The organism is Moraxella canis (assembly GCF_034424565.1).
In the GTDB taxonomy this organism is placed as follows: domain Bacteria; phylum Pseudomonadota; class Gammaproteobacteria; order Pseudomonadales; family Moraxellaceae; genus Moraxella; species Moraxella canis.
Genome location: NZ_CP139961.1, coordinates 1,496,018 through 1,516,282, shown reverse-complemented (window position 1 = coordinate 1,516,282; position 20,265 = coordinate 1,496,018). Strand labels below are relative to the sequence as shown.

Genomic DNA, 20,265 nt, shown 5'->3' with positions numbered 1-20,265 from the left:
CCATAAGGATGAAACGGGATGACAAACGAAGCCACCTTTACCCCTTATCAGCCCACTGATGGCGAAGACTACATGTCTGATGCACAGTTGGCGCATTTTCGCACCATCTTAAAAAACTGGCGCGAAGAGTTAGTAACGGAAGCTGAGCGCACAAAGGCTTATATCCACGAAGAAACCAATACCATGCCAGACATCAACGACCGAGCCACTCAAGAAGAGGAGTTCGCACTGGCACTACGTACACGTGACCGTGAGCGCAAGCTGATCCGAAAAATTGACAAATCTTTGGTTGAAATTGAAACTGGGGATTACGGCTTTTGTGAAACTTGCGGCACAGAAATTGGTCTGCGTCGCCTAGAAGCTCGTCCAACTGCGACACAGTGCATCGACTGTAAGACACTCTCTGAAATCAAAGAAAAACAAAATCACGGTCAATAACCCATTGATACCAAAACCAATTGGACGATTTGCCCCCTCACCGACACATCATCTTCATTTGGGCTCGCTGACGACAGCGGTGGCGAGCTTTTGTCATATCAAATCATTGGGCGGTGAGTGGCTGTTACGCATCGAAGATGTGGATTTTGAACGCTGTCGACCTGAGTACACAGACAGCATTTTACATGATTTGAATAAACTTGGACTGCATTGGGATGGGGAAGTTGTGTACCAATCCGAACGCACAGACATTTATAATGATTTTTTATCCGATAAACTGTCTGACCTCACCTATGCCTGCCAATGTTCAAGAAAACAGCTCGACGCCCACCGAAATCACATCGCCGAACCCCACGCACTCAATCAGCCCATCCTATATCCACGCTTTTGTCTGCATAAAAATTTGGATAAATCTCATCCCAAAAGTAAACTTCGCTTACAGCTACCCAATGTTGTGACAGCTTTTGTCGATGGGCTGCAAGGCGTGATTTGGGATAATCCAGCTTTGAGCCTGGGTGATGTTGTGGTCAAGCGCCAAAACCAAATGATTAATTACATTTTAGCTTGCGCGATTGATGACGGCTTACAAAACATCACGCACATCATGCGCGGACTAGATATCATGCCCATGACAGTGTCTCAAATTGATATTCTGCACAAATGCCGCTTACCGACACCGAGCTATTTCTATCATTTGCCTTTATTGATGAATTCAGATGGTCAAAAGCTGTCCAAACAAAATCTTGCGACGCCAATAGATACAAAACAGCCCAGTGAAACACTGATATATGCACTAAAGCTCTTAGGTCAGCGCACCACCGAGGAGATGCGTGGTGCCAAACCTCATGAAATTCTTAATCATGCCGTTGAACATTGGGATAATAGCCCTTTAAAGCAGCGTCATACTTTGGCTGTCATCTGACCAAGCCTCAGTTTGGCATGTTTATCGCCAAAAATTTTTACTACTAGTAAATAGCCATAAAAAAAGACCCTTATTCAAGGATCTTTTTTTGTTTGTTCAATTGGCAATTAGAAAGCCAAATGAGCACCTAGACCAAACATATCAGCATCTTTTGACAAGTAGTTGTAGCTTGCTTCGATACCAAAGTTAGCTGCTGGTTTGAAACCAACACCCACACCGCCTGCTAGACTTGTCTTATCACTGTTATCAGTGTAAGGGATGGCATCACGGCTGGTCACATCGACTTCAGTCTTAGCAACGCCCAGTTTGCCTTTGGCATAAAATGGGGTGTTGACAAAATTGTAGCGATATGTACCATAAGCGCCATAAGATTTCACATCACCTTCAACTGGACGAGTACCAACATTGAAGTCTTTTGTGTCAGAACCGACATACTCGATTTCAGCACCGAAGTTTTGGTCAAAGTTATAACCTGCATACACGCCATAAGCAGTGTTTTTGCCGTCAATTTGATCAGCATCAATTTGACCAATCTTCACACCCACATAAGGCTGTGCTTCTGCTGATGTGCCATAGCTGATCGCTGCATTAGCGCTGACAGCCAATAGTGACGAAGCAGAAAGAGCAAGTAAAGTTTTTGATAGAGTTTTCATCGTTTTTCTCCTTAGTAGTTAATCAATTTTTAGACTTTGGATGGGTTTTTCCGCTGTCTAAGAAGATGGTTCTATAGTAACAAAATATTTCATTTTGACTGTGCGTGTTTTATAGGCGCTGTGTAAAGTTTTGCAAAAAATTCCCTGTTTTGGCAAAATTCAGCCAAATATTGCAATGAAATGTTGCCATGATTGCTTAAGCGGGCGAATTTTTACAGGCATTTGACAAATATGATGAAATCTTTGCGCCGCTGACCACGCCATCATGACAACAATTTGTCAGTTTTAGCTTAAAGTGGCTATGATCCGTGCATAAAGATCCAAAAAGCAACTTTATTTTTGATCATTATAAAACTTTAAATAAAAAATCGTCATTTGTAGCAATCAAAAACAGATGATTTGACCATGATTGACGCCAATTATTGCTGTGGATATCAAAATTCCCCAAAGTTTATGAGCTGTGTTACAATTCATTGATGATGCTTTGATTGCTCTGCACTATTGATTAGCCCCGATGAGACATATTATGACAAATTCTGCACCACACACTAAAAGCCTGATTATATTTGATTTGGACGGTACACTGATCGACAGCGCCCTTGACTTGGCGGCGGCTGTCAATCGTATGTATGCTCAGCTTGAGTTGCCCGTCATGCCAATTGACACCATCAAAAGCTGGGTCGGTAATGGATCGCTTAAGCTTGTTGAGCGTGCGTTGGCTGCACATAAGATTGATGATAATAAGGTGCTACATTTGGCGCATGACATATTTTTGGCGGAATATGCTCGCCAAACGATTGATAAAACCAAAAGCTATATAGGGGTTAGCCAAGGTCTTGAGCGCTTAAAGCAGGCAGGGTTTGTGCTTGCCATCTGCACCAATAAGCCATCTCGCTACCTGCCTGAGATTTTGGCGCACTTTGGATGGGTAGATGTGTTTGAGTTGGTCATCGGTGGTGATGCGCTGAGTGTCAAAAAACCCGATCCCGCCCCATTGCTGCACATCTGTGAGACGCTAGGCATCACGCCGGCGGCAGCGATCATGGTCGGTGACTCAAAAAACGATATTTTGGCAGGTCAAGCTGCCGATATGACCACGCTTGCGCTGCGTTATGGTTATAATTATGGCGAACCGATTGATCTTATGAACCCTGATGCCGCTTTTGATGATTTTGATACTTTGACAGATTATATTTTAAATCATCAATAACAATGGTTCACACTCAAAGCAATCTGTTGGATCTTGGTTAATTTTTCGGTGTGATGACGACAGCTTTGGTGATGGTCGCCACGACTTTTTGATGAGCATCGACGATGTCAATGTCGTATTCTCGGATAATTTCACCAGTTTTGGTCAGCTCAATGATTTCAAGGATTTCGCTGGTGTCTACTCGAATGCGTGCTGTCACTGCTGAGCCTGCTTGCGCAAAAAATTCAATGTGAGCGGATTTGTCTGTGATGGTATAATCCTTACCCAAGCGATGCGCCAAGATCACCTTGATAAATGGTTCAGTCATCATCATCAGACTGCCGGTAAACTGCTTATCATCAAAATAGCGATTCAGGCGAGTCAGTGGCATCACGATGACACAAAGCCCATTATCCAAATCCATCGTCTGCACACGAATGCCCGCCCCAACAAACGGCGCAAAGGCATTCATACGCTTTTTGATGAGATAAGGCAGTAGCTGTGGATAGGTGCTTTTTTTGCCTTGTTTGATAAGTTTATCCAATTTTGATTTGGTATGAGCAAACATAAACACACTCCCGACTTGAAAAAGCCATTTTGCCACAGATATATTTGAAAAGAAAGTCAAATACATGATATGACACGAGCAATTCATCCAAGAATGACCATAACCATCTTAGAAAACGAAACACCCGCACAAAGACGCCAACGGCTCAAAACCTTGGTACAAACCCTGCCCAATCGACCAGGCGTCTATAAAATGCTTAACAAATCAGGCGAGATTTTGTATGTGGGTAAAGCAAAATCGCTCAAAAATCGCGTGAATAGCTATTTTGCCAAGACGATCGAGCACCCCAGAACTCAAGCCTTGGTGCAGCGTATCCACGATGTCGAAATCATCATCACACGCGGCGAAACTGAGGCGCTTTTGCTTGAGCAAAATCTCATCAAAAATCATCGACCGCCTTATAATGTCCTGCTCAGAGATGACAAATCCTACCTGTATATCTATGTCAGTACGGATAAATTTCCTAGGCTGTCGATTGGGCGGGGTAAGGGCAAGCATGTCCAAGGGCGGTTTTTTGGTCCTTATCCATCGGCGCGTAGTGCCAAAGAGTCACTACAGCTGATGCAAAGACTTTTTATGCTCAGAAGTTGCACGAACAGTTTTTTTAAGCTTAGAAAACGCCCTTGCCTAGAATACCAAATCAAACGGTGCAAAGCGCCCTGCGTCGGCATGGTCTCCGCTGAAGAGTATCAGTCCGATGTGCGCGCTGCTTTGGCGTTTTTGCAAGGCTATTCTAATGAAGTGCAAGCCATTTTGGTCGAAAAAATGGAGACAGCGGCGGCTGAGCTCAACTTTGAGCAGGCGGCATTTTATCGCGATAGACTTACCATGATCAGTGAGCTACAAGCCAGACAAGCAGTGTTTCGCCTAAAAGGCGAGGCGGATGTCTTTGCCATCGCGGTACGCTCTGGCGTGGTGGCGGTGTGTGTCCTGACAGTGCGTGGCGGTCAAGTCTTGGGCGGTAAAAATTATTTTCCTGATGACATCGAGCCTGATATCAAGACTGATGCTGAGCGTCTTAAAGAATTTTTGTTATCCTTTTATTTTCAGGTGAGCGATGATCTGCCTGATGAGATCATCACATCTGTCGCTCTCGAGGATGCGCCTGTATTGGCAGATATTTTACAAGCACAGTTTGATAAGCGCACGACAATTAAGCACAGGGTGACTACACATCGTGATGACTGGCTTTCCATCGCCAATTTAAATGCCAGTAACGCTCTGACCACCAAACTCAAAGATGGGCAAGAGCTTGGCTCGCGCTTTGATCAGCTTAAAGAGATTTTAAAGCCCATTACCGAGGATACCATTGATCGCATCGAGTGTTTTGACATCAGTCACACCATGGGCGAGGCAGCCATCGGCTCTTGTGTTGTCTTTGATCAAGGCGGACCTAGAAAGCGCGACTATCGCCAATACGCCATCCATGACATCACCGCAGGCGATGACTATGCTGCCATGCGCCAAGTTCTAATGCGCCGATATTCTAAGCATCCTTTGCCTGATTTATTATTGATCGACGGCGGCAAAGGGCAGCTGAACATCGCCATAGAAGTACTGACCGAGCTTGGCAAATTAAATGACACCTTACTTGTCAGTGTCGCCAAAGGTGAGGGGCGAAAAGCAGGCTTGGAAGTGCTGCACTTTGTAAATCACGAACCATTGGATTTGCCCGCTGATAGTAAAGCGCTGCATCTTATTATGCAAATCCGCGACGAGGCGCACCGATTTGCCATCACCGCTCACCGTAAAAAAAGGGACAAAAAGCGCTCAGGCTCGGTGCTTGAGGTCATCCCTGGTCTTGGGCAGGTACGCAGACGAGATTTATTGAATCATTTTGGGGGCATACAGCAGCTACTTGGCGCATCCCAAGATGAAATCGCCCAGGTCAAAGGCATCGGTACGGTGCTTGCCGGCACGATTTATAAGGCGCTGCATGAATAATAACATAAATAATAAAAAGCCGCTGAGTCATCAAAGCGGCTTTTTATTAAGTCAAATGAATTCAAATATCAATCAATTGGCGGTGTATAAGTGCCATTTTTGATGTCATCACCGATTCTATCTGCTTCAGCGAGCACTTGACCCAATAACGCTTTGACATTATCTAGCGTGGCAATGGGGCTTAATGTGGTCATCTTTAATGATTGAACATTTTGCTTACTATCAATGACTCGCGTTACGCCGATATTGGCTTCTCCGCGGGCAAATAGCTCATCAGCGACGTTTTGATTTAGGCTGTCGATAAACTCATCAGGATAATCTTTTGGCACAACACGAAACAACACAGACGCAAACTGTGGCTCAACTAATAGCTCCAAGCCATCGGTGGCACGAATATACTCCGCCACTTCACGAGTGAGTTTGACACCGTGGTCAATCATGGAGCCATACAGCGCTTCACCCAAAGCTTCTACCGTAAACCACAGCTTTAAGGCATCAAAACGGCGAGTAGTTTGTAGGGATTTAGACACCAGATTTGGCACGCCATGCTCTTCATCATAGGCAGAATTTAGGTATTCAGCTTCATAGTGCATAAAGCGATAATTGGCTTCGTCTTTTAACAAAAACGCCCCACATGAGATGCTTTGAAAATAATGCTTATGAAAATCAAGCGTGACCGAGTCGGTCAGCTCAATGCCATCAAGCATATCCCGATAGTCGTTCGACAGCAGCAAAGCGCCGCCCCACGCAGCATCCACGTGTAGCCACGCCCCAAATCTATCGCACAGCTTGCGAATGGCTTTGATGTCATCGATCGCCCCTGCATCTGTCGTACCAGCAGTCGCCACCACGCACGCCACAAGATTGCCCTGATTTTGTAGATCGGTCATGATACTTTCAAGTGCGGCGGTATCCATTTGGGCATGGTCATTGACAGGTACTGTCACCACGGATTGAAAGCCCATGCCCATCATTGCCATGTTTTTTTGGACGCTAAAATGGGCATTTTCTGAGCAGATGACCTTGACCTTTTGCATGGCATCGCTAGGAATGCCATCACGCTGCACTGACCACGGCTTGCCCTCTTTGTCTGTATAATGCTTGGCAATGCACCAATCACGAGCCAAAAGCACGCCCATCAGATTGGACTGTGTGCCCCCTGAGGTAAATACGCCTGCCGTACCACTGCCATAACCGACTTTTTGACGCAGCCAATCAATGAGCTGAACTTCCATCAGTGAGCCCGCTGGCGACTGATCCCATGAATCCATGGATTGGTTAGTGGCGTTAATCAGCACTTCGGCGATTTGACTGGTTACCATGGTTGGGCAATGCAGATGAGCCAGCGAATGCGGATGATGGACTTTTAGGCTTTTGTTTAAAAATAGCTCAACCAATCGCTCCAACGCCTTATCCACGCCCAAGCCATCTTTGGCAGGAGTAAAGGCAATCTGAGAGCGCAGCTCGCTGATACTGCCGCCGGTGTACATTTTATCGTTTTGTAGCCATGCTTTGACGGCTTGCACGGCATCGGTCATCGCACGCTCATAGTCGGCGATGGATTGGCTATCGTTACAAAGGAGTGCTTGTCTGTGTTGGTCAAAAGTTGGCATAATGCAGGATTTCCTAGTTGGTGGAGATGTCATTATTGTAGCACAATTTTGGCAGTGCTTAGACTGTTAAAACGACAACAAAATTTCCCGATAATACTCATACTGCTTTTGACGCAGTTCAATCTCATGCGGTAAGCCGTCACTGATGGACTGGGTCAGCGTGTCAAATTTATCCAAAATGGCAACGATTTTGGCTTGGGTGTCAAGGGGTGGGATTGGGATCTGGAATTTTCTAATATTTTCCATAGTTAAGTTTTTCATTGATGAAGAGCTTAAATATTTCCCCATTTGCTTGTTTAAAAAATAATTTGTTTGAAAATAGTAAAATGCAAATCTAGGTAAAATAAAATCTTTATTCTTAAATCTAATTCTGGCTACATTGGGAGCTAAATAATATTTGTCATTTTCAGGAATTAAAGCAACATTTCCCACAGTGCCAACATAAGTAAAAAGCATATCATCAATAAATAGTTTGCTTCGGCTTAATTTAGAAAAGTCACTATCATCTATATATTTAACATCGGTTAAATCTAACTCGCCTTTCACATTTAAACCACGTAATGCAATAATATTGCCATTATCGCTATAATTTACATAATTAGTAAATTCAAATCCTGCAAGTTTGGTAACTTCGCCGACCTCCCCCAAAGTCCTCCATACCAAATTTTCACCAAAGAAAGGATTATTCTCCCCCCCCCCTGCTATTTACATCATCAAAGTTTAAGAGCAACTCTCGATAATATTCATATTGTTTTTGTCTCATATCAAGCTCGGCGTTCAGCTTGGCGGTCAGTTGGGTAAATGCGTCTAAAATCTGCACAATTTGATTTTGGACGGATAGGGGTGGGATGGGGATTAAGAATTTGTCTGTATCTGGTGTTGCAATTTGCGGCATTTGCATTTTTGAGCCAATTTTCTGAAAATAAAGTTCATTTTGTTTCAGAAAATAATAAACAAACTTAATTTCTATATTTTCATTTTGTGAATGATAAGACCACATTTCATTTTTATGAGAAAAGGGTTTGTCATAAAATTCAAACTCAATGATTCCTCTTGATTTCACAATAATTGATGGTTCATTGTTAATATCTTTTTGGGGAATATCATCGAAATCTACCAAAGCAAATGTCTTACCACCTGCAAATATTTTAATGGGTGCATTTTCTTTATGCAGCTCTTTCATTTGACCTGCAGTGATTTTTGTTCCTTTGGTTCTGACCAAAATCTCCCCCAATGGCTTCCACTCCACCGCCTGCCCATTGAGTAAGTTTTCCAAAAATAAATGCGGTGCCATCAGTCACTTTCCTTATTAAATAACCCTGCCAAATTACCAATGCCCTTAAACTTCTCCACAAAATGAGCGATCTTTTGAAAAACGCTTTGTTTTTTGGTGAGATAGTGTGGATTGAGCGGACTCATTTTTGGCAGAATATCGTTAAGCTCTGTGCCGTTTTCGCTGGCATATTCACGCTTTAGCGATGTGGCGATATAACGCAAGGCAGCGTCAGTATTGAGATTTTCGTCAATGATTAGCGCATCGGCTTCTTTTTTTTGTTCGCTCTGAGCGTATCGATAAAACGCTTCTATCACGCCTGCTTTATCAGGCAGATTGTCAAGATCGGTTTGATTGATAAAATCCACAATCAAGCTTTCTTTGGCACGATGATCCAAGCTTGAGCGGATCAGACGACGAATTTCATCAACAATGATGGTCTTATCCTTGGTTTTTTTGTTGTGTTCAAAAATCAGCTCTAAGATATAATCCAAATTAATCTCTTGGGATTTTAATAAATCCACCTCAAAGACGACATCATCCCAACTGATGGTAGATTTGGCTTGCTCTTCGCCCTGCTTTTGCTGACGACTCCAGTCACGAATATCGTTATAAGTAGAACGATAATCCTGTATCATACGCTCGCTTGGCATAGGAATGGCTTGTAGCTTACTCAGGGTTTCGTCATCAAGCTGATATTTATTTTGGATGTCTTGGATACTTTGGCTGATTTGAGCTGCTGTGGCTTCTTCCATCTCATCAGTGATCTGTGGCAGGCGCTTGAGCTCTGCCATCGCTTGATATTCATCAAAGTTTTGTAGCGCGTTTTCGGCGCGCAGATATTCGCCGAACAGTTTGGCAAACTCTTTTTTGTCTTTTTCGGTGATGATATTATCAGGCTCGCCAAAGCGTTCGTTCAGCTCATTGACGATATCCACAAAGCCACGATGGGCACGCCCTGACAGCACATCAGTATAGCCATCCAGATAGCTATCTAGTGGCTGCTCTAGCACCACTTGGCGAGTACTGCGATTACCAAATAAGGTAATGGCTTCAATGGTTGGCTTCTCTAGATTGCGAAAGGTGACGATATTACCAAAGGTCTTGGTAGCATTATAAATGCGGTTGGTACGGCTATAGGCTTGGATCAGCCCATGATAGCGTAGATTCTTATCCACAAACAAGGTGTTCAATGCTGGGGCGTCAAAGCCCGTCAAAAACATACCGACGACGATCAGTAAATCAATCTCTTGGTCTTTGACCCGCTTTGCCAAATCTCGGTAGTAGTTCTGAAATTCCTTACTATCCACACTAAAATTGGTTGTAAACTTAGCATTATAATCATCAATCACCTTTGCCAAAAACTCTTTAGCACTGGCATTCATCGCCGTCACCTCAAAGCCCTCATCTTCAATCTCACCGATGGCGTCTTGTTCTTCGTTAGCGGCATAAGAAAAAATCGTGGCGATGTTTAACTGCTTGGCACGGTCTTTTTGGAGGTCATTGAGTGTTTCATAATACAGTTTGGCAGCGTCCACACTACTGACTGCAAACATGGCATTAAAGCCCTTACCTGTGGCGTTGTTACGGTGAGTTTTTTGATGAAATCTGTCCAAAATATAGCTACTGACTTCACGAATTCGCTCAGGATGCATCAGCGCCTTGCGGTTCTCGGCGGCGGATAATTTGGTTAAATCCTGCTCGTTTTCATCGGTTTTAAACTTTGGTAAGACATTGTGATAATCCACCTTAAACTTAAGCACCTTTTCATCACGGATGGCATCGGTGATGACATAAGAGTGCAGCTGTTCGCCAAAAACGCTGGCGGTCGTCTCAGCACCGATGGCATTGGCGGGGAAAATAGGTGTACCTGTAAAACCAAATTGACAAAATTTCTTAAATCGCTTGGTCAGATTTTTTTGAGCTTCGCCGAATTGCGAGCGATGACATTCATCAAAAATAAACACCACAGGCTCGCTATAAATCGCCAAACCCTGCTCTGACTTCATGAGATTATTGAGCTTTTGGATGGTGGTGACGATGATTTTATTGTCGTCTTTTTCAAGATTTGCCTTGAGTCCCTTGGTGCTGTCCGAGCCATTGACACTATCAGGGCTAAACCGCTGATACTCTTTCATGGTCTGATAGTCCAAATCCTTTCTATCCACCACAAAAAATACTTTTTTGATGAATGGTAGCTGTGTCGCAAGACGCGCTGTCTTAAAGCTCGTCAAGGTCTTGCCTGAGCCTGTGGTATGCCAAATATAACCGCCACTGCTAGGGTCGCTGTAGTTTTTGGCGTTGTGCGAACTGTTGATTTTCCATAAGATCCGCTCCGCCGCCGCGATCTGATAGGGGCGTAAAATCAGCAAGGCATTATCTTTATCAAAAACACAGTATTTGATCAAAATGTTCAGCAAGGTATTTCTGGTAAAAAAGGTCGCCGTAAAATCTTTTAAATCCTTAATTGGGACATTGTCCGCCCTTGCCCAGTTCATCGTAAATTCAAAGCTACCCTTTTCTCGCTTAGTAGTATTAGCAAAATAGCGGGTATTGGTGCCATTACTGATAATAAAAATCTGCAGATATTTAAACAGTGAGTTTTCTTTATTAAAGCTTTCTTTAGAATAGCGATGAATTTGGTTGAAGGCTTCTCGGATAGCTACGCCCCGTTTTTTTAATTCAATCTGCACCAAAGGCAAGCCATTGACCAATATGGTGACATCGTAACGATTCTTATGACTGCCCGTCTGCTCAAACTGATGAATGACTTGCAGCGTATTATTGCCCAGATTCGTCTTATCCAGTAGATGAATATTTTGGATACGCCCATTATCAAACACAAAATCATAAGCACTGTCATCATGCAGCTTACGAGTTTTTTCTATCATATGCTCACTGGGCTTATCCAAATATTCAGCCACGAAGCGATGCCATTCTGAATCAGTGAACATTGTATCATTCAGCTTCTGTAACTGCACGCGGACATTGGCAAGTAATTGATCATGCGTCTTTAGATCAGTGCGATATTCGTAGCCTTGAGCCGTAAGGTCGGTGATGAGCTCCTTTTCCATTTCACTCTCGGTCTGATAGCTACCGACCTGATCCATTTTGTCGTATTTATCCAGTACGATAAAATGATTGGTTTCAGTGACAGGGGTGGTTTGGGTGGTCATGGTTTTTTCCTTAAATACATTTGTAAATATCATGCATCACACTCGCACTAAATTCATTAATCGCTCAAAGCTGTAGCGCGTCGATGTTCTACCGCTTGCCTCTTCACTAATCATCAAAATACCTTGCTCATGCAGCGCCTTGGTGTATCTATTGGCTGTGGTTGGGGCGATATTTAGCTTTTGTGATAGGCTACTGTTACGAAATACAGGATTGGTAAAGACATAATCAAGCACAGAAATGGCATGTTTGCTTGAGATAATATCACTAAACACCGCTTTCATCTCTTCATACAGCTCTACGATACTTTCGGCAATGTGTAAATTTTTGGCAGATTGATGAGCGATCGCCTCCAAAAAAAATATCACCCACTCATTCCAATCGCCCGTCTGTGATACTTGACGCATCAAATCCACATAGCGATTTTTATGCTCTTCAAAATAACCACTAATATAAAAATGCGGTGCCGAAATCACTCCAGCCGACCACAACATCAGCGTGATGAGCATACGCCCAATGCGCCCGTTACCATCTTGAAATGGGTGCAATGCCTCAAATTCCAAATGACTGACCGCCGTTTTTAGCAAAATCGGATTGCTGTCGTGATTGATGTATTCAAACAGACGCTCCAACCCATCAGGCAGCTGCTCAGGCGAGATAGGCACAAATAAAATATGGCGAGAAATCGTATCCGCCAGATAATTTTGCTCTTTTTTAAATTCGCCTGGGGATTTATTCGCACCACGACCGTAGGATAATAGCTGTTCATGCATGGTTTTTAGTAGCGATGTACTCAGTGGGTAGCCTGCCATCATCGCTTGTTGTGCATTTTTTAGCGTCCGCTGATACAAGAGTGTTTCAATAATATCCGAACGCACTTGGGGAGAATATTCATCATCAGCAAAATCCGCTTCATACTGCAAAATCTCATCCATGGTACTAATCGTACCCTCCATGCGTGATGAAATCACTGCCTCTTGGTTGCGTAGTGGTGCAAGTAGAATTTCATTATTATGCAAATTTTTGAGCATTTGGTCATAACGAGAAATCGCATCGGTGGCAGAGAGCAGTGCAGGCAAGATTTTTTGCAAATCAATAGACTGAGGCGGAAATTTACCATCATGATAATAAATAGCATGTTCAAAATTGAGTAATTTTTTCATTTTGTGAACCATTTTTAATGATTTTTGGTTGATAAATCACATTGTCGCACATTCATGGTTCACAAACAAGTTTATCAACCAATTTTACCATTTTTTGGTTTACAAATAAGTTTGTCCACCATTTTTGGTCAGCAAAATGGCTTATCAACCATTTTATGCAAATTTTTGGTTTACATACCAAACCCCAAAAGCAGCTCCCGATAATACTCGTATTGCTTGCGTCTTAGCTCAATTTCCTTTGGCAAGCCGTCCGTGATAGAACTCGTCAAATGGTCAAATTTATCCAAAATGGCAACGATTTTGGCTTGGGTGTCAAGGGGCGGGATTGGGATTTTAATATTTTCAATAGAATTTCTTCCTAATCGTGGCACACTTGCTTTCCTAACCTGTCCCACAATTTTTTGTTTTTGATTCATTAAAGCATGATAAACAAACCTATCATTTAACTTGTCTTTCGGACACTGTAAATAATAACAATCGTCAGCAGCCCAAAAATCAGTGTAGCTATAACCAATTTCGCCTGCGGCGCCAGCTGTAATTATAAATGTTGAATTTGATGGGCAATTTGCTTGATGATAATATCCTAAAGGTTGTAAACTATTTTGGTAAACAGCATATTCTCCTGTTTCTTCTAATTCGCTACGCACCAATCTTTTACCACGTTTTAGATTGACAATCTCGCCCAAAGTCTTCCACTCAAACCCCACCTTTGCCAATTCATTTTCGGACAATAAAAAATCCCGATAATAGTGATATTGTTTTTTTCGCAAGGTAAGTTCAGCTTCTAGCGTAGCTTCTAGCTCTGTCAAAATGTCAAGTCTTTTTACAATTTCTTTTTGTAATTCGAGTGGGGGAATGGGGATTTGGATTTTCTCTATTTGATGGCTCATTAACTTCGGATTTCCCATTCCTGAATAAACATACTTTTTAGCTTCAATTACTAGCCAATAATATAAGAATTTATAAATAATAATTGAATTAGATTTAATTTTAATTAATCCACTCACATTTGTAATTGAAAATTTACCATTTCTGTAAAAAATTGTACCTGCGTTAGCTCCATCAGTAGTCCAGTTTAAGAATTCCCCGTCAAAATCAAATGTATTTATTCTACCAATTTCTCCATTATTTTGGGTTTGAGAACTATAGACAGGATAAATACCTTTATTTTCTTCCAAATATGTTTTTGAAATAACTCTCCCTCTTTGTAGAATAGCTATACCCCCCAACGGTTTCCATACCACTTCCGCCCGCTCAATCATTGTTAAGATATTGGTTTTCATTGTTTTGCTATCTCCCCTCAATCCCTGCTACGATCTCATCAATCTCAGCTCGTAAGCGGTCGATTGTGGCGACAGTTTGGCGAATGTCGGCATTTAGTACATCAATATCAATCACTTCTCTGGTATCTTTGGCTTCTACATAAGAGCTCACCGCCAGATTATAATCATTGGCTTTGATGGCGTCATACTCCACCATCACCGCTTGATGGGCGACATCTGTTTTATCAGCAAATAAAGTCATGATGGCGTCGATGTGCTCATCGGTTAGGATATTATTATTGGTTTCTTTTTTAAATAATTCACTTGCATCAATAAACTGCGTGCGGTTATCGGTTTTATGCTTGGATAGCACCAGAATATTCACCGCAATAGATGTCCCAAAAAATAAATTGGGTGCTAAGGCAATGACTGTTTCCACATAGTTATTATCCACCAAATACTGACGAATCTTAGCTTCCGCGCCACCGCGATAAAAAACCCCTGGAAAACAAACGATCGCTGCGCGTCCTTTGGCAGATAGATAATTCAGCGCATGTAGGATAAACGCAAAATCTGCCTTAGATTTTGGCGCCAATACTCCAGCTGGCGCAAAACGCTCATCATTAATCAGCACTGGATCATCAGAGCCAATCCATTTAATCGAGTATGGTGGATTAGAGACAATCGCATCAAACGGTTTGTCATCTTTGAGCTTTGGATCGATGAGCGTATCACCCAGCTCAATATGAAACTTGTCGTAATTAATGTTATGCAAAAACATATTCATCCGAGCTAAGTTGTAGGTCGTATGGTTAATTTCTTGCCCAAAAAACCCTTCTTTAATGACATGTTCATCAAACTGCTTTTTGGCTTGCAATAGCAACGAACCCGAGCCACAGGCAGGGTCATAGATTTTATTAACTTCACTCTGTCCATATAGGGCGAGTTTTGCAATCAATTTTGAGACATGCTGTGGTGTAAAGAACTCACCGCCTGATTTGCCCGCATTAGCAGCATAATTTGAAATCAAAAACTCATAAGCGTCGCCAAATAAGTCAATTTGACTGTCGCTAAAATTACCAAAATCAAGTTCAGCAACGCCTTTTAACACAGCGGTTAGTCGTTTGTTTTTATCCGCCACGGTATTACCCAAGCGGTTGCTGGTGGTATTAAAATCAGCAAATAAACCTTTGATATCATGTTCAGACGCGTAGCCACTGGCAGATGATTCAATATTCATGAAAATATTTGCCAAGTCAGTATTTAAATTAGGATTGCTATGAGCAGTTTTGGCGACATTGACAAATAACTGGCTTGGATAAATAAAAAATCCTTTGGTTTTGATGGCATCATCTTTAATACCATCAGTGATGATATTATCGTTTAGCGTTGCGTAATTGGTATCTTCATCATCAAAAAAGGCAGCAAAATTTTCACTGATAAAACGATAGAACAACGCCCCCAAAACATATTGCTTAAAATCCCAGCCATCCACTGAACCACGAACATCATTGGCAATTTGCCAAATGCGGCGGTGAAGTTCGGCACGTTGTTGCATATTCGTCATGATAACTTCCTTAGATTGATTTCATTGATAAATTAAATAGCATTAGTCTAACATAAAATAAGGCTTAGTATGTGATACTAAGCCTTATATATCAAGCTCTATAAATTAATAATATCAGCCACGCACTGCTTTTAGGGCTTCATCGACAGCTTTTGTAAAGCGTGCGATGACTTCCTTGCATTCATCAGCGGTGATGGTGATTGGGCAAAGTAGGCGCACCACCGTACCACCACGACCACCGCGCTCTAAAAGTAGCTTATTATCAAAGCACGCCTTTTGGATGGCGGCAGCTAGCTCGCCATCAGCAGGATAAGAGCCCATGTGATCGGCAGGCTGACGCTCATCCACGATCTCAACGCCCGTCATCAAACCGCGTCCACGCACATGACCGATACAAGGGTACTGTTCCGCTGCTTTTCTCAATTCACCGCGCAAAAACTCACCTTGAATGCGTGAGTTTTCGGCAAGATTATTTTCGGTGATTTCGGTCAAAACATTATAGCCTGCCGCCATGGCAAGCTGATTGCCACGGAATGTGCCTGTATGTCCAGCAGGCGCCCATGCGTCAAACTTTTTGTTAATAGCAAGCACACATAAAGGCAAGCCGCCGCCCACCGCCTTACTCATCACCACCACATCAGGGACAATCTCGGCGTGCTCAAAGGCGAACATCTTACCAGAGCGAGCAAAGCCTGCCTGCACCTCATCCAAAATCAGCACGATGTCATGCTTGGCGGTGACTTCACGGATTTTTTGTAGCCATTTTTTGGGGGCTGGCACCACACCGCCCTCACCTTGAATGGCTTCTAGGATAACAGCAGCAGGTTTGACCACGCCAGACTCTACATCTTCAATAAAGTTTTCAAAATAATAAGTCAAAGCATCCACGCCAGCTTCACCACCTAAGCCCAAAGGACAGCGATACTCATGCGGATAAGGCATAAACTGCACGCCCGCCATGAGATTACCGACTTTTTCTTTGGCGGAGAGATTGCCCGTCATCGCAAGCGACCCATGCGTCATCCCATGATAGCCACCACTAAAGGCAATCACATTATCACGACCTGTATAAGTTTTGGCAAGCTTAATCGCCGCCTCGGTGCCATCTGCCCCTGTCGGACCACAAAACTGCAAAACAAAATCTTTGGGGAAAAACGACAGCAGTTTTTCGGTAAAGGCATCTTTGATGGGTGTGGTGATATCAAGCGTATGCAGTGGCAATCCGCTGTCTAACACATCTTTGATGGCGTTAATGGTCGCAGGGTGATTGTGACCCAGTGCCAAAGTACCAGCACCTGCCAAACAGTCAAGATATTCATTACCCTCCACGTCTGTCACCCAGCAGCCTTGAGCTTTGGCGATGGCTAGGGGTAGCTTGCGGGGGTAGCTGCGAACATTTGACTCCATCTCATTTTGGCGAGTTAGGTAGTAGTCATTGGTTGCATTTTGTGGGGGAATTACAGGGGTGTGAACGCTCATATCGGATTACCATCTCAGATAAGGGTTGAAGAAAAAAGCACAGATGCTTAACGAAAAAAACCTATACTGCCTGTATAGGTTCTAAGATTTATCAGACCACTCCATAAAGAGCTGCCTAAATAAAAATGGCAGACAAACTCATGCGCACACCGCGTCATCAGTTTGATATTGGGTTATCTGTTTTTGATAAAACAGCAAACTTACTATCAGATTTGTCTTTGATTTATTATCTTAAAACCTTTTTTGAAATTTACCATGAATTAATGAAAATTTATTGACAATGGTAAATTAAATTTATTACGCTGTTAAGTTCTTATGAGCCGATCGATAAGATACCTTTCGGCTCAGCAGGTATCATACACGCTTATTGAAAAATGTAAAGACTTTTTGTCCAAATTTGATCATAACTTTGGTCAAATCAGCTTAAGTTTGCCGCAGCGATTCTCAATCCTGCCAAAAGCTTGATCAAAGCACAAGGATAAATTGAGCCAAGATTCACCGATATATACAAGATAATTCGCCACGCTGAGTGATTGTTTGGTACAATATTGGCATTTTATCAGCCATTTTTGAAAGCCAGATACATCGTGAATCAAGCAGACACTCTTAGAAATACCAAAATCCCAACCACCGATCCGCAAGCTGGATTGAAGCTTACGGAGATCTTTTATTCACTTCAAGGTGAGGCGCTGACTTCTGGGCTGCCGACCGTTTTTATTCGTTTGACAGGCTGTCCGCTACGCTGCACCTATTGTGATACCACCTATTCATTTTCAGGCGGTGAGCGCTGGGGGCTTGATGCTATCATGGCGCACATTGCCCAATATCCTTGCAAGCGCGTCTGCGTGACAGGCGGTGAACCACTGGCTCAGCCGAATGCCATCGCGCTGATGCAGCGCCTGCTTGAGGCAGGCTATGAGATCAGTCTTGAGACGGCTGGTGCTTTATCTGTGGCTGATGTGCCGCGCTCGGTTTCCAAAGTCATGGATCTAAAGACGCCTTCGTCAGGTGAAGCCGATAAAAATCTTTGGGAAAATTTGGCACATCTCACTTCTCACGATCAGATTAAAATTGTCATCGCCGATCGTGCCGACTATGACTGGGCAAAACAAATGATCGAACACCATGCACTACATGAGCGGGTTGGTACGGTTTGGCTGTCGCCCATGTTTAATATTAATGAAACTACCAGTCAAGCACCCACCATCGCAACCAACCTTGCTGAGTGGATCTTGGCAGACGCTTTACCAGTGCGATTGGGGCTACAGCTGCACAAGATCATTTGGGCAGACGCCAAAGGCAAATAGCTCATCCATTATCACAGTAGATTCACTCAATGACAAAGGCAGCTTTGATACACCAAAAACTGCCAGCTCATCACAGTGATAACGCATCAATCAGGAAACATCCATGCTAAAGCTGATCATTTTAGGTGTGATTGCTGGCGGCTTTTTTAGCTCAACATTTGTGCTTAATGAACTGATGGCAAGCCAAGGCGGTCATTGGTTTTGGTCGGCAAGTTTACGCTATGTATTTATTTGTTTGATCATCAGCATCTTGGTGATGATCACAAGTGGCGTGCGCACTTTGATGGATTTGTGTCGATTGTTTTGGGCAAATTGGCGTTTTTATTGTGCCGCTGGCAGCGTTGGATTTGGTGGGTTTTATGCACTGTTATGCTTTGGTGCAGATTATGCGCCTGGTTGGGTCATTGCCGCCACATTTCAATTCACTGCTGTGGCAAGCTTAATCATCCTTGGATTATTGGGTGAGCGTTTGGGCGCTGCTACCATTGGTACAAGTTTACTGATCTTTGCAGGCGTGGTACTCACCAACGTAGGTGAAGGACTGCATTCATCAAGCAATATTTCTTTGAGCACCCTGCTGCTTTATGGCGCACTACCTGCTTTGGCGGCTGGGTTTTGTTTTCCTATCGGCAATCAAATGCTATGGTACGCCACTAGAACGCCTAGCGATCATGCGTGGCGGCGACACATTCCCCATCTAACACAGGCGCTGGTCGCAAGCCCCTTACATAAAGTGTGGCTTTTGTCGGTGGGTTCGCTGCCGTTTTGGGCAATATTGGCTTTATAGGTGCAGCCACCCACACTAAGCATCTTCCAAGCCTTTAATGCGCTTTTGGTTGCACTGTTTGCTGGCGTGATTGCCACCAGTATTTTTCTACTGGCACGCTCCCAAGCGAATAATAGCGGTCAAGTCGCTGCAGTCGATGCCACGCAAGCCACCGAAGTTATTTTTTCGCTCGTCGGTGGCATGATACTGCTGGGTACGCCGATACCGCCCATACTCAGCTGGGCTGGGATTTTGATGGTGACAGCAGGACTTGTATTATTTTCAAGGATGCGGCAACAATGACATTTTTAGGTAATTTTAATACCGAGATACTGATTTATCTGCTGGATATGATCGGCATCATCGCTTGTGCCATCGCTGCGACCACTTTGGCGATGTATAAGCGTTTTGATTTATTTGGCGGTATTTTGGTGTCGATGGTCAATGCCATCGGCGGCGGCACCATTCGTGATGTCATGCTTGGTCGCCACCCACTGTTTTGGATGACGGATTTGACTTATGTCGTGGTCATCACCATCACATCCATCTTATGCCAGATGTTTTTTCATCGCCATCAGCACATTGATGGCGCACTGAAATTTTTTGATGCCATCGGTCTTGCCGCCTTTAGCGTGATTGGCTTGACGGTGGCGCTGTCGTTTGATGCCCATCCACTGATTGCGGTGATGATGGCGGTGCTAACAAGCATTGCTGGCGGCATCATGCGTGATATGATTTGTAATGAAATCCCTTTAGTGCTCCAAAAAGAAATCTACATCAGCGCCAGCATCATAGGCTCTGTATTATATCTGGTTTTGGATCATCTGACGGTGGCAGATTGGATTAAGCAAAGCTTAACACTTACGACCATTTTTGGGGTACGCATGATGGCGATAAAATTTGATTGGCATCTGCCATCCATTCAATTAAATAAAGACAAATAACAC

16 protein-coding genes and 1 pseudogene are annotated in these 20,265 nt (G+C 43.4%); 7 read left to right on the top strand and 10 right to left on the bottom strand.

Features of this window, described 5'->3' with window-relative positions; genetic code table 11:
• Positions 1–18 precede the first annotated feature (18 nt).
• Both dksA and gluQRS read left to right on the top strand, forming a co-directional pair.
• Complete coding sequence (gene dksA, locus U0021_RS06895; RefSeq protein ID WP_049236611.1) at positions 19–438, top strand: RNA polymerase-binding protein DksA; 420 nt, start codon at positions 19–21, stop codon at positions 436–438.
• Between the two features lie 4 nt (positions 439–442).
• Positions 443–1,360 (top strand): tRNA glutamyl-Q(34) synthetase GluQRS, encoded by a 918-nt coding sequence (gene gluQRS / locus U0021_RS06890; protein WP_114799845.1) that lies wholly within the window; start codon positions 443–445, stop codon positions 1,358–1,360.
• Between the two features lie 107 nt (positions 1,361–1,467).
• On the opposite strand, the gene U0021_RS06885 is transcribed toward gluQRS, so the two are convergent.
• Complete coding sequence (locus tag U0021_RS06885; RefSeq protein WP_114799844.1) at positions 1,468–2,013, bottom strand: outer membrane protein; 546 nt, start codon at positions 2,011–2,013, stop codon at positions 1,468–1,470.
• A gap of 526 nt (positions 2,014–2,539) precedes the next feature.
• On the opposite strand from U0021_RS06885, the gene U0021_RS06880 reads away from it, so the two are divergent.
• Positions 2,540–3,223 (top strand): phosphoglycolate phosphatase, encoded by a 684-nt coding sequence (locus U0021_RS06880; RefSeq protein ID WP_114799902.1) that lies wholly within the window; start codon positions 2,540–2,542, stop codon positions 3,221–3,223.
• A 37-nt stretch (positions 3,224–3,260) separates the two neighbouring features.
• On the opposite strand, the gene U0021_RS06875 is transcribed toward U0021_RS06880, so the two are convergent.
• Positions 3,261–3,770, bottom strand: a complete 510-nt coding sequence (locus U0021_RS06875) for a DUF4442 domain-containing protein (protein WP_162816780.1) — start codon at positions 3,768–3,770, stop codon at positions 3,261–3,263.
• 93 nt (positions 3,771–3,863) lie between these two features.
• Here U0021_RS06875 and uvrC point away from each other — a divergent pair, with 93 nt between their 5' ends.
• Complete coding sequence (gene uvrC / locus U0021_RS06870) at positions 3,864–5,714, top strand: excinuclease ABC subunit UvrC (RefSeq protein WP_114799842.1); 1,851 nt, start codon at positions 3,864–3,866, stop codon at positions 5,712–5,714.
• A gap of 68 nt (positions 5,715–5,782) precedes the next feature.
• Here uvrC and U0021_RS06865 read toward each other — a convergent pair whose 3' ends face one another.
• From U0021_RS06865 to U0021_RS06830, 8 genes are all read right to left on the bottom strand, one after another.
• Positions 5,783–7,327 (bottom strand): pyridoxal phosphate-dependent decarboxylase family protein, encoded by a 1,545-nt coding sequence (locus U0021_RS06865; RefSeq protein ID WP_114799841.1) that lies wholly within the window; start codon positions 7,325–7,327, stop codon positions 5,783–5,785.
• A 66-nt stretch (positions 7,328–7,393) separates the two neighbouring features.
• A complete protein-coding gene (locus U0021_RS06860) occupies positions 7,394–7,975 on the bottom strand; it encodes a restriction endonuclease subunit S (RefSeq protein ID WP_114799840.1) in 582 nt (193 codons plus the stop codon).
• A gap of 34 nt (positions 7,976–8,009) precedes the next feature.
• Complete coding sequence (locus tag U0021_RS06855) at positions 8,010–8,621, bottom strand: restriction endonuclease subunit S (RefSeq protein WP_114799839.1); 612 nt, start codon at positions 8,619–8,621, stop codon at positions 8,010–8,012.
• Positions 8,621–11,776, bottom strand: a complete 3,156-nt coding sequence (locus U0021_RS06850) for a type I restriction endonuclease subunit R (protein WP_114799838.1) — start codon at positions 11,774–11,776, stop codon at positions 8,621–8,623. The genes U0021_RS06855 and U0021_RS06850 overlap by 1 nt, the downstream gene beginning before the upstream one ends.
• Before the next feature lie 36 nt (positions 11,777–11,812).
• Complete coding sequence (locus U0021_RS06845; RefSeq protein ID WP_114799837.1) at positions 11,813–12,937, bottom strand: Fic family protein; 1,125 nt, start codon at positions 12,935–12,937, stop codon at positions 11,813–11,815.
• Positions 12,938–13,107: 170 nt separating this feature from the next.
• Positions 13,108–14,220 (bottom strand): restriction endonuclease subunit S, encoded by a 1,113-nt coding sequence (locus U0021_RS06840; RefSeq protein ID WP_114799836.1) that lies wholly within the window; start codon positions 14,218–14,220, stop codon positions 13,108–13,110.
• A 7-nt stretch (positions 14,221–14,227) separates the two neighbouring features.
• Positions 14,228–15,766 (bottom strand): type I restriction-modification system subunit M, encoded by a 1,539-nt coding sequence (locus U0021_RS06835; protein ID WP_114799835.1) that lies wholly within the window; start codon positions 15,764–15,766, stop codon positions 14,228–14,230.
• A 114-nt stretch (positions 15,767–15,880) separates the two neighbouring features.
• Positions 15,881–17,245, bottom strand: a complete 1,365-nt coding sequence (locus U0021_RS06830) for a diaminobutyrate--2-oxoglutarate transaminase (RefSeq protein ID WP_114799834.1) — start codon at positions 17,243–17,245, stop codon at positions 15,881–15,883.
• 587 nt (positions 17,246–17,832) lie between these two features.
• On the opposite strand from U0021_RS06830, the gene queE reads away from it, so the two are divergent.
• The 3 genes and pseudogenes from queE (at position 17,833) to U0021_RS06815 (ending at position 20,262) form a co-directional block, all read left to right on the top strand.
• A complete protein-coding gene (gene queE, locus U0021_RS06825) occupies positions 17,833–18,552 on the top strand; it encodes a 7-carboxy-7-deazaguanine synthase QueE (protein WP_114799901.1) in 720 nt (239 codons plus the stop codon).
• A gap of 103 nt (positions 18,553–18,655) precedes the next feature.
• Positions 18,656–19,621, top strand: a pseudogene (locus U0021_RS06820) (multidrug resistance efflux transporter family protein).
• Positions 19,618–20,262: a trimeric intracellular cation channel family protein gene (locus tag U0021_RS06815; RefSeq protein WP_114799833.1), complete on the top strand. Its 645-nt coding sequence runs from the start codon at positions 19,618–19,620 to the stop codon at positions 20,260–20,262. Before U0021_RS06820 ends, U0021_RS06815 begins: the two are co-directional and overlap by 4 nt.
• Positions 20,263–20,265: the final 3 nt, after the last annotated feature.

Bases quoted from the DNA above. Each gene is read 5' to 3' on its own strand.
- dksA (WP_049236611.1), top strand. From the start codon at position 19: ATGACAAACGAAGCCACCTTTACCCCTTATCAGCCCACTGATGGCGAA.
- U0021_RS06885 (WP_114799844.1), bottom strand. From the start codon at position 2,013: ATGAAAACTCTATCAAAAACTTTACTTGCTCTTTCTGCTTCGTCACTA.
- U0021_RS06880 (WP_114799902.1), top strand. From the start codon at position 2,540: ATGACAAATTCTGCACCACACACTAAAAGCCTGATTATATTTGATTTG.
- U0021_RS06875 (WP_162816780.1), bottom strand. From the start codon at position 3,770: ATGTTTGCTCATACCAAATCAAAATTGGATAAACTTATCAAACAAGGC.
- uvrC (WP_114799842.1), top strand. From the start codon at position 3,864: ATGACCATAACCATCTTAGAAAACGAAACACCCGCACAAAGACGCCAA.
- U0021_RS06865 (WP_114799841.1), bottom strand. From the start codon at position 7,327: ATGCCAACTTTTGACCAACACAGACAAGCACTCCTTTGTAACGATAGC.
- U0021_RS06855 (WP_114799839.1), bottom strand. From the start codon at position 8,621: ATGGCACCGCATTTATTTTTGGAAAACTTACTCAATGGGCAGGCGGTG.
- U0021_RS06850 (WP_114799838.1), bottom strand. From the start codon at position 11,776: ATGACCACCCAAACCACCCCTGTCACTGAAACCAATCATTTTATCGTA.
- U0021_RS06845 (WP_114799837.1), bottom strand. From the start codon at position 12,937: ATGAAAAAATTACTCAATTTTGAACATGCTATTTATTATCATGATGGT.
- U0021_RS06840 (WP_114799836.1), bottom strand. From the start codon at position 14,220: ATGAAAACCAATATCTTAACAATGATTGAGCGGGCGGAAGTGGTATGG.
- U0021_RS06835 (WP_114799835.1), bottom strand. From the start codon at position 15,766: ATGACGAATATGCAACAACGTGCCGAACTTCACCGCCGCATTTGGCAA.
- U0021_RS06830 (WP_114799834.1), bottom strand. From the start codon at position 17,245: ATGAGCGTTCACACCCCTGTAATTCCCCCACAAAATGCAACCAATGAC.
- U0021_RS06815 (WP_114799833.1), top strand. From the start codon at position 19,618: ATGACATTTTTAGGTAATTTTAATACCGAGATACTGATTTATCTGCTG.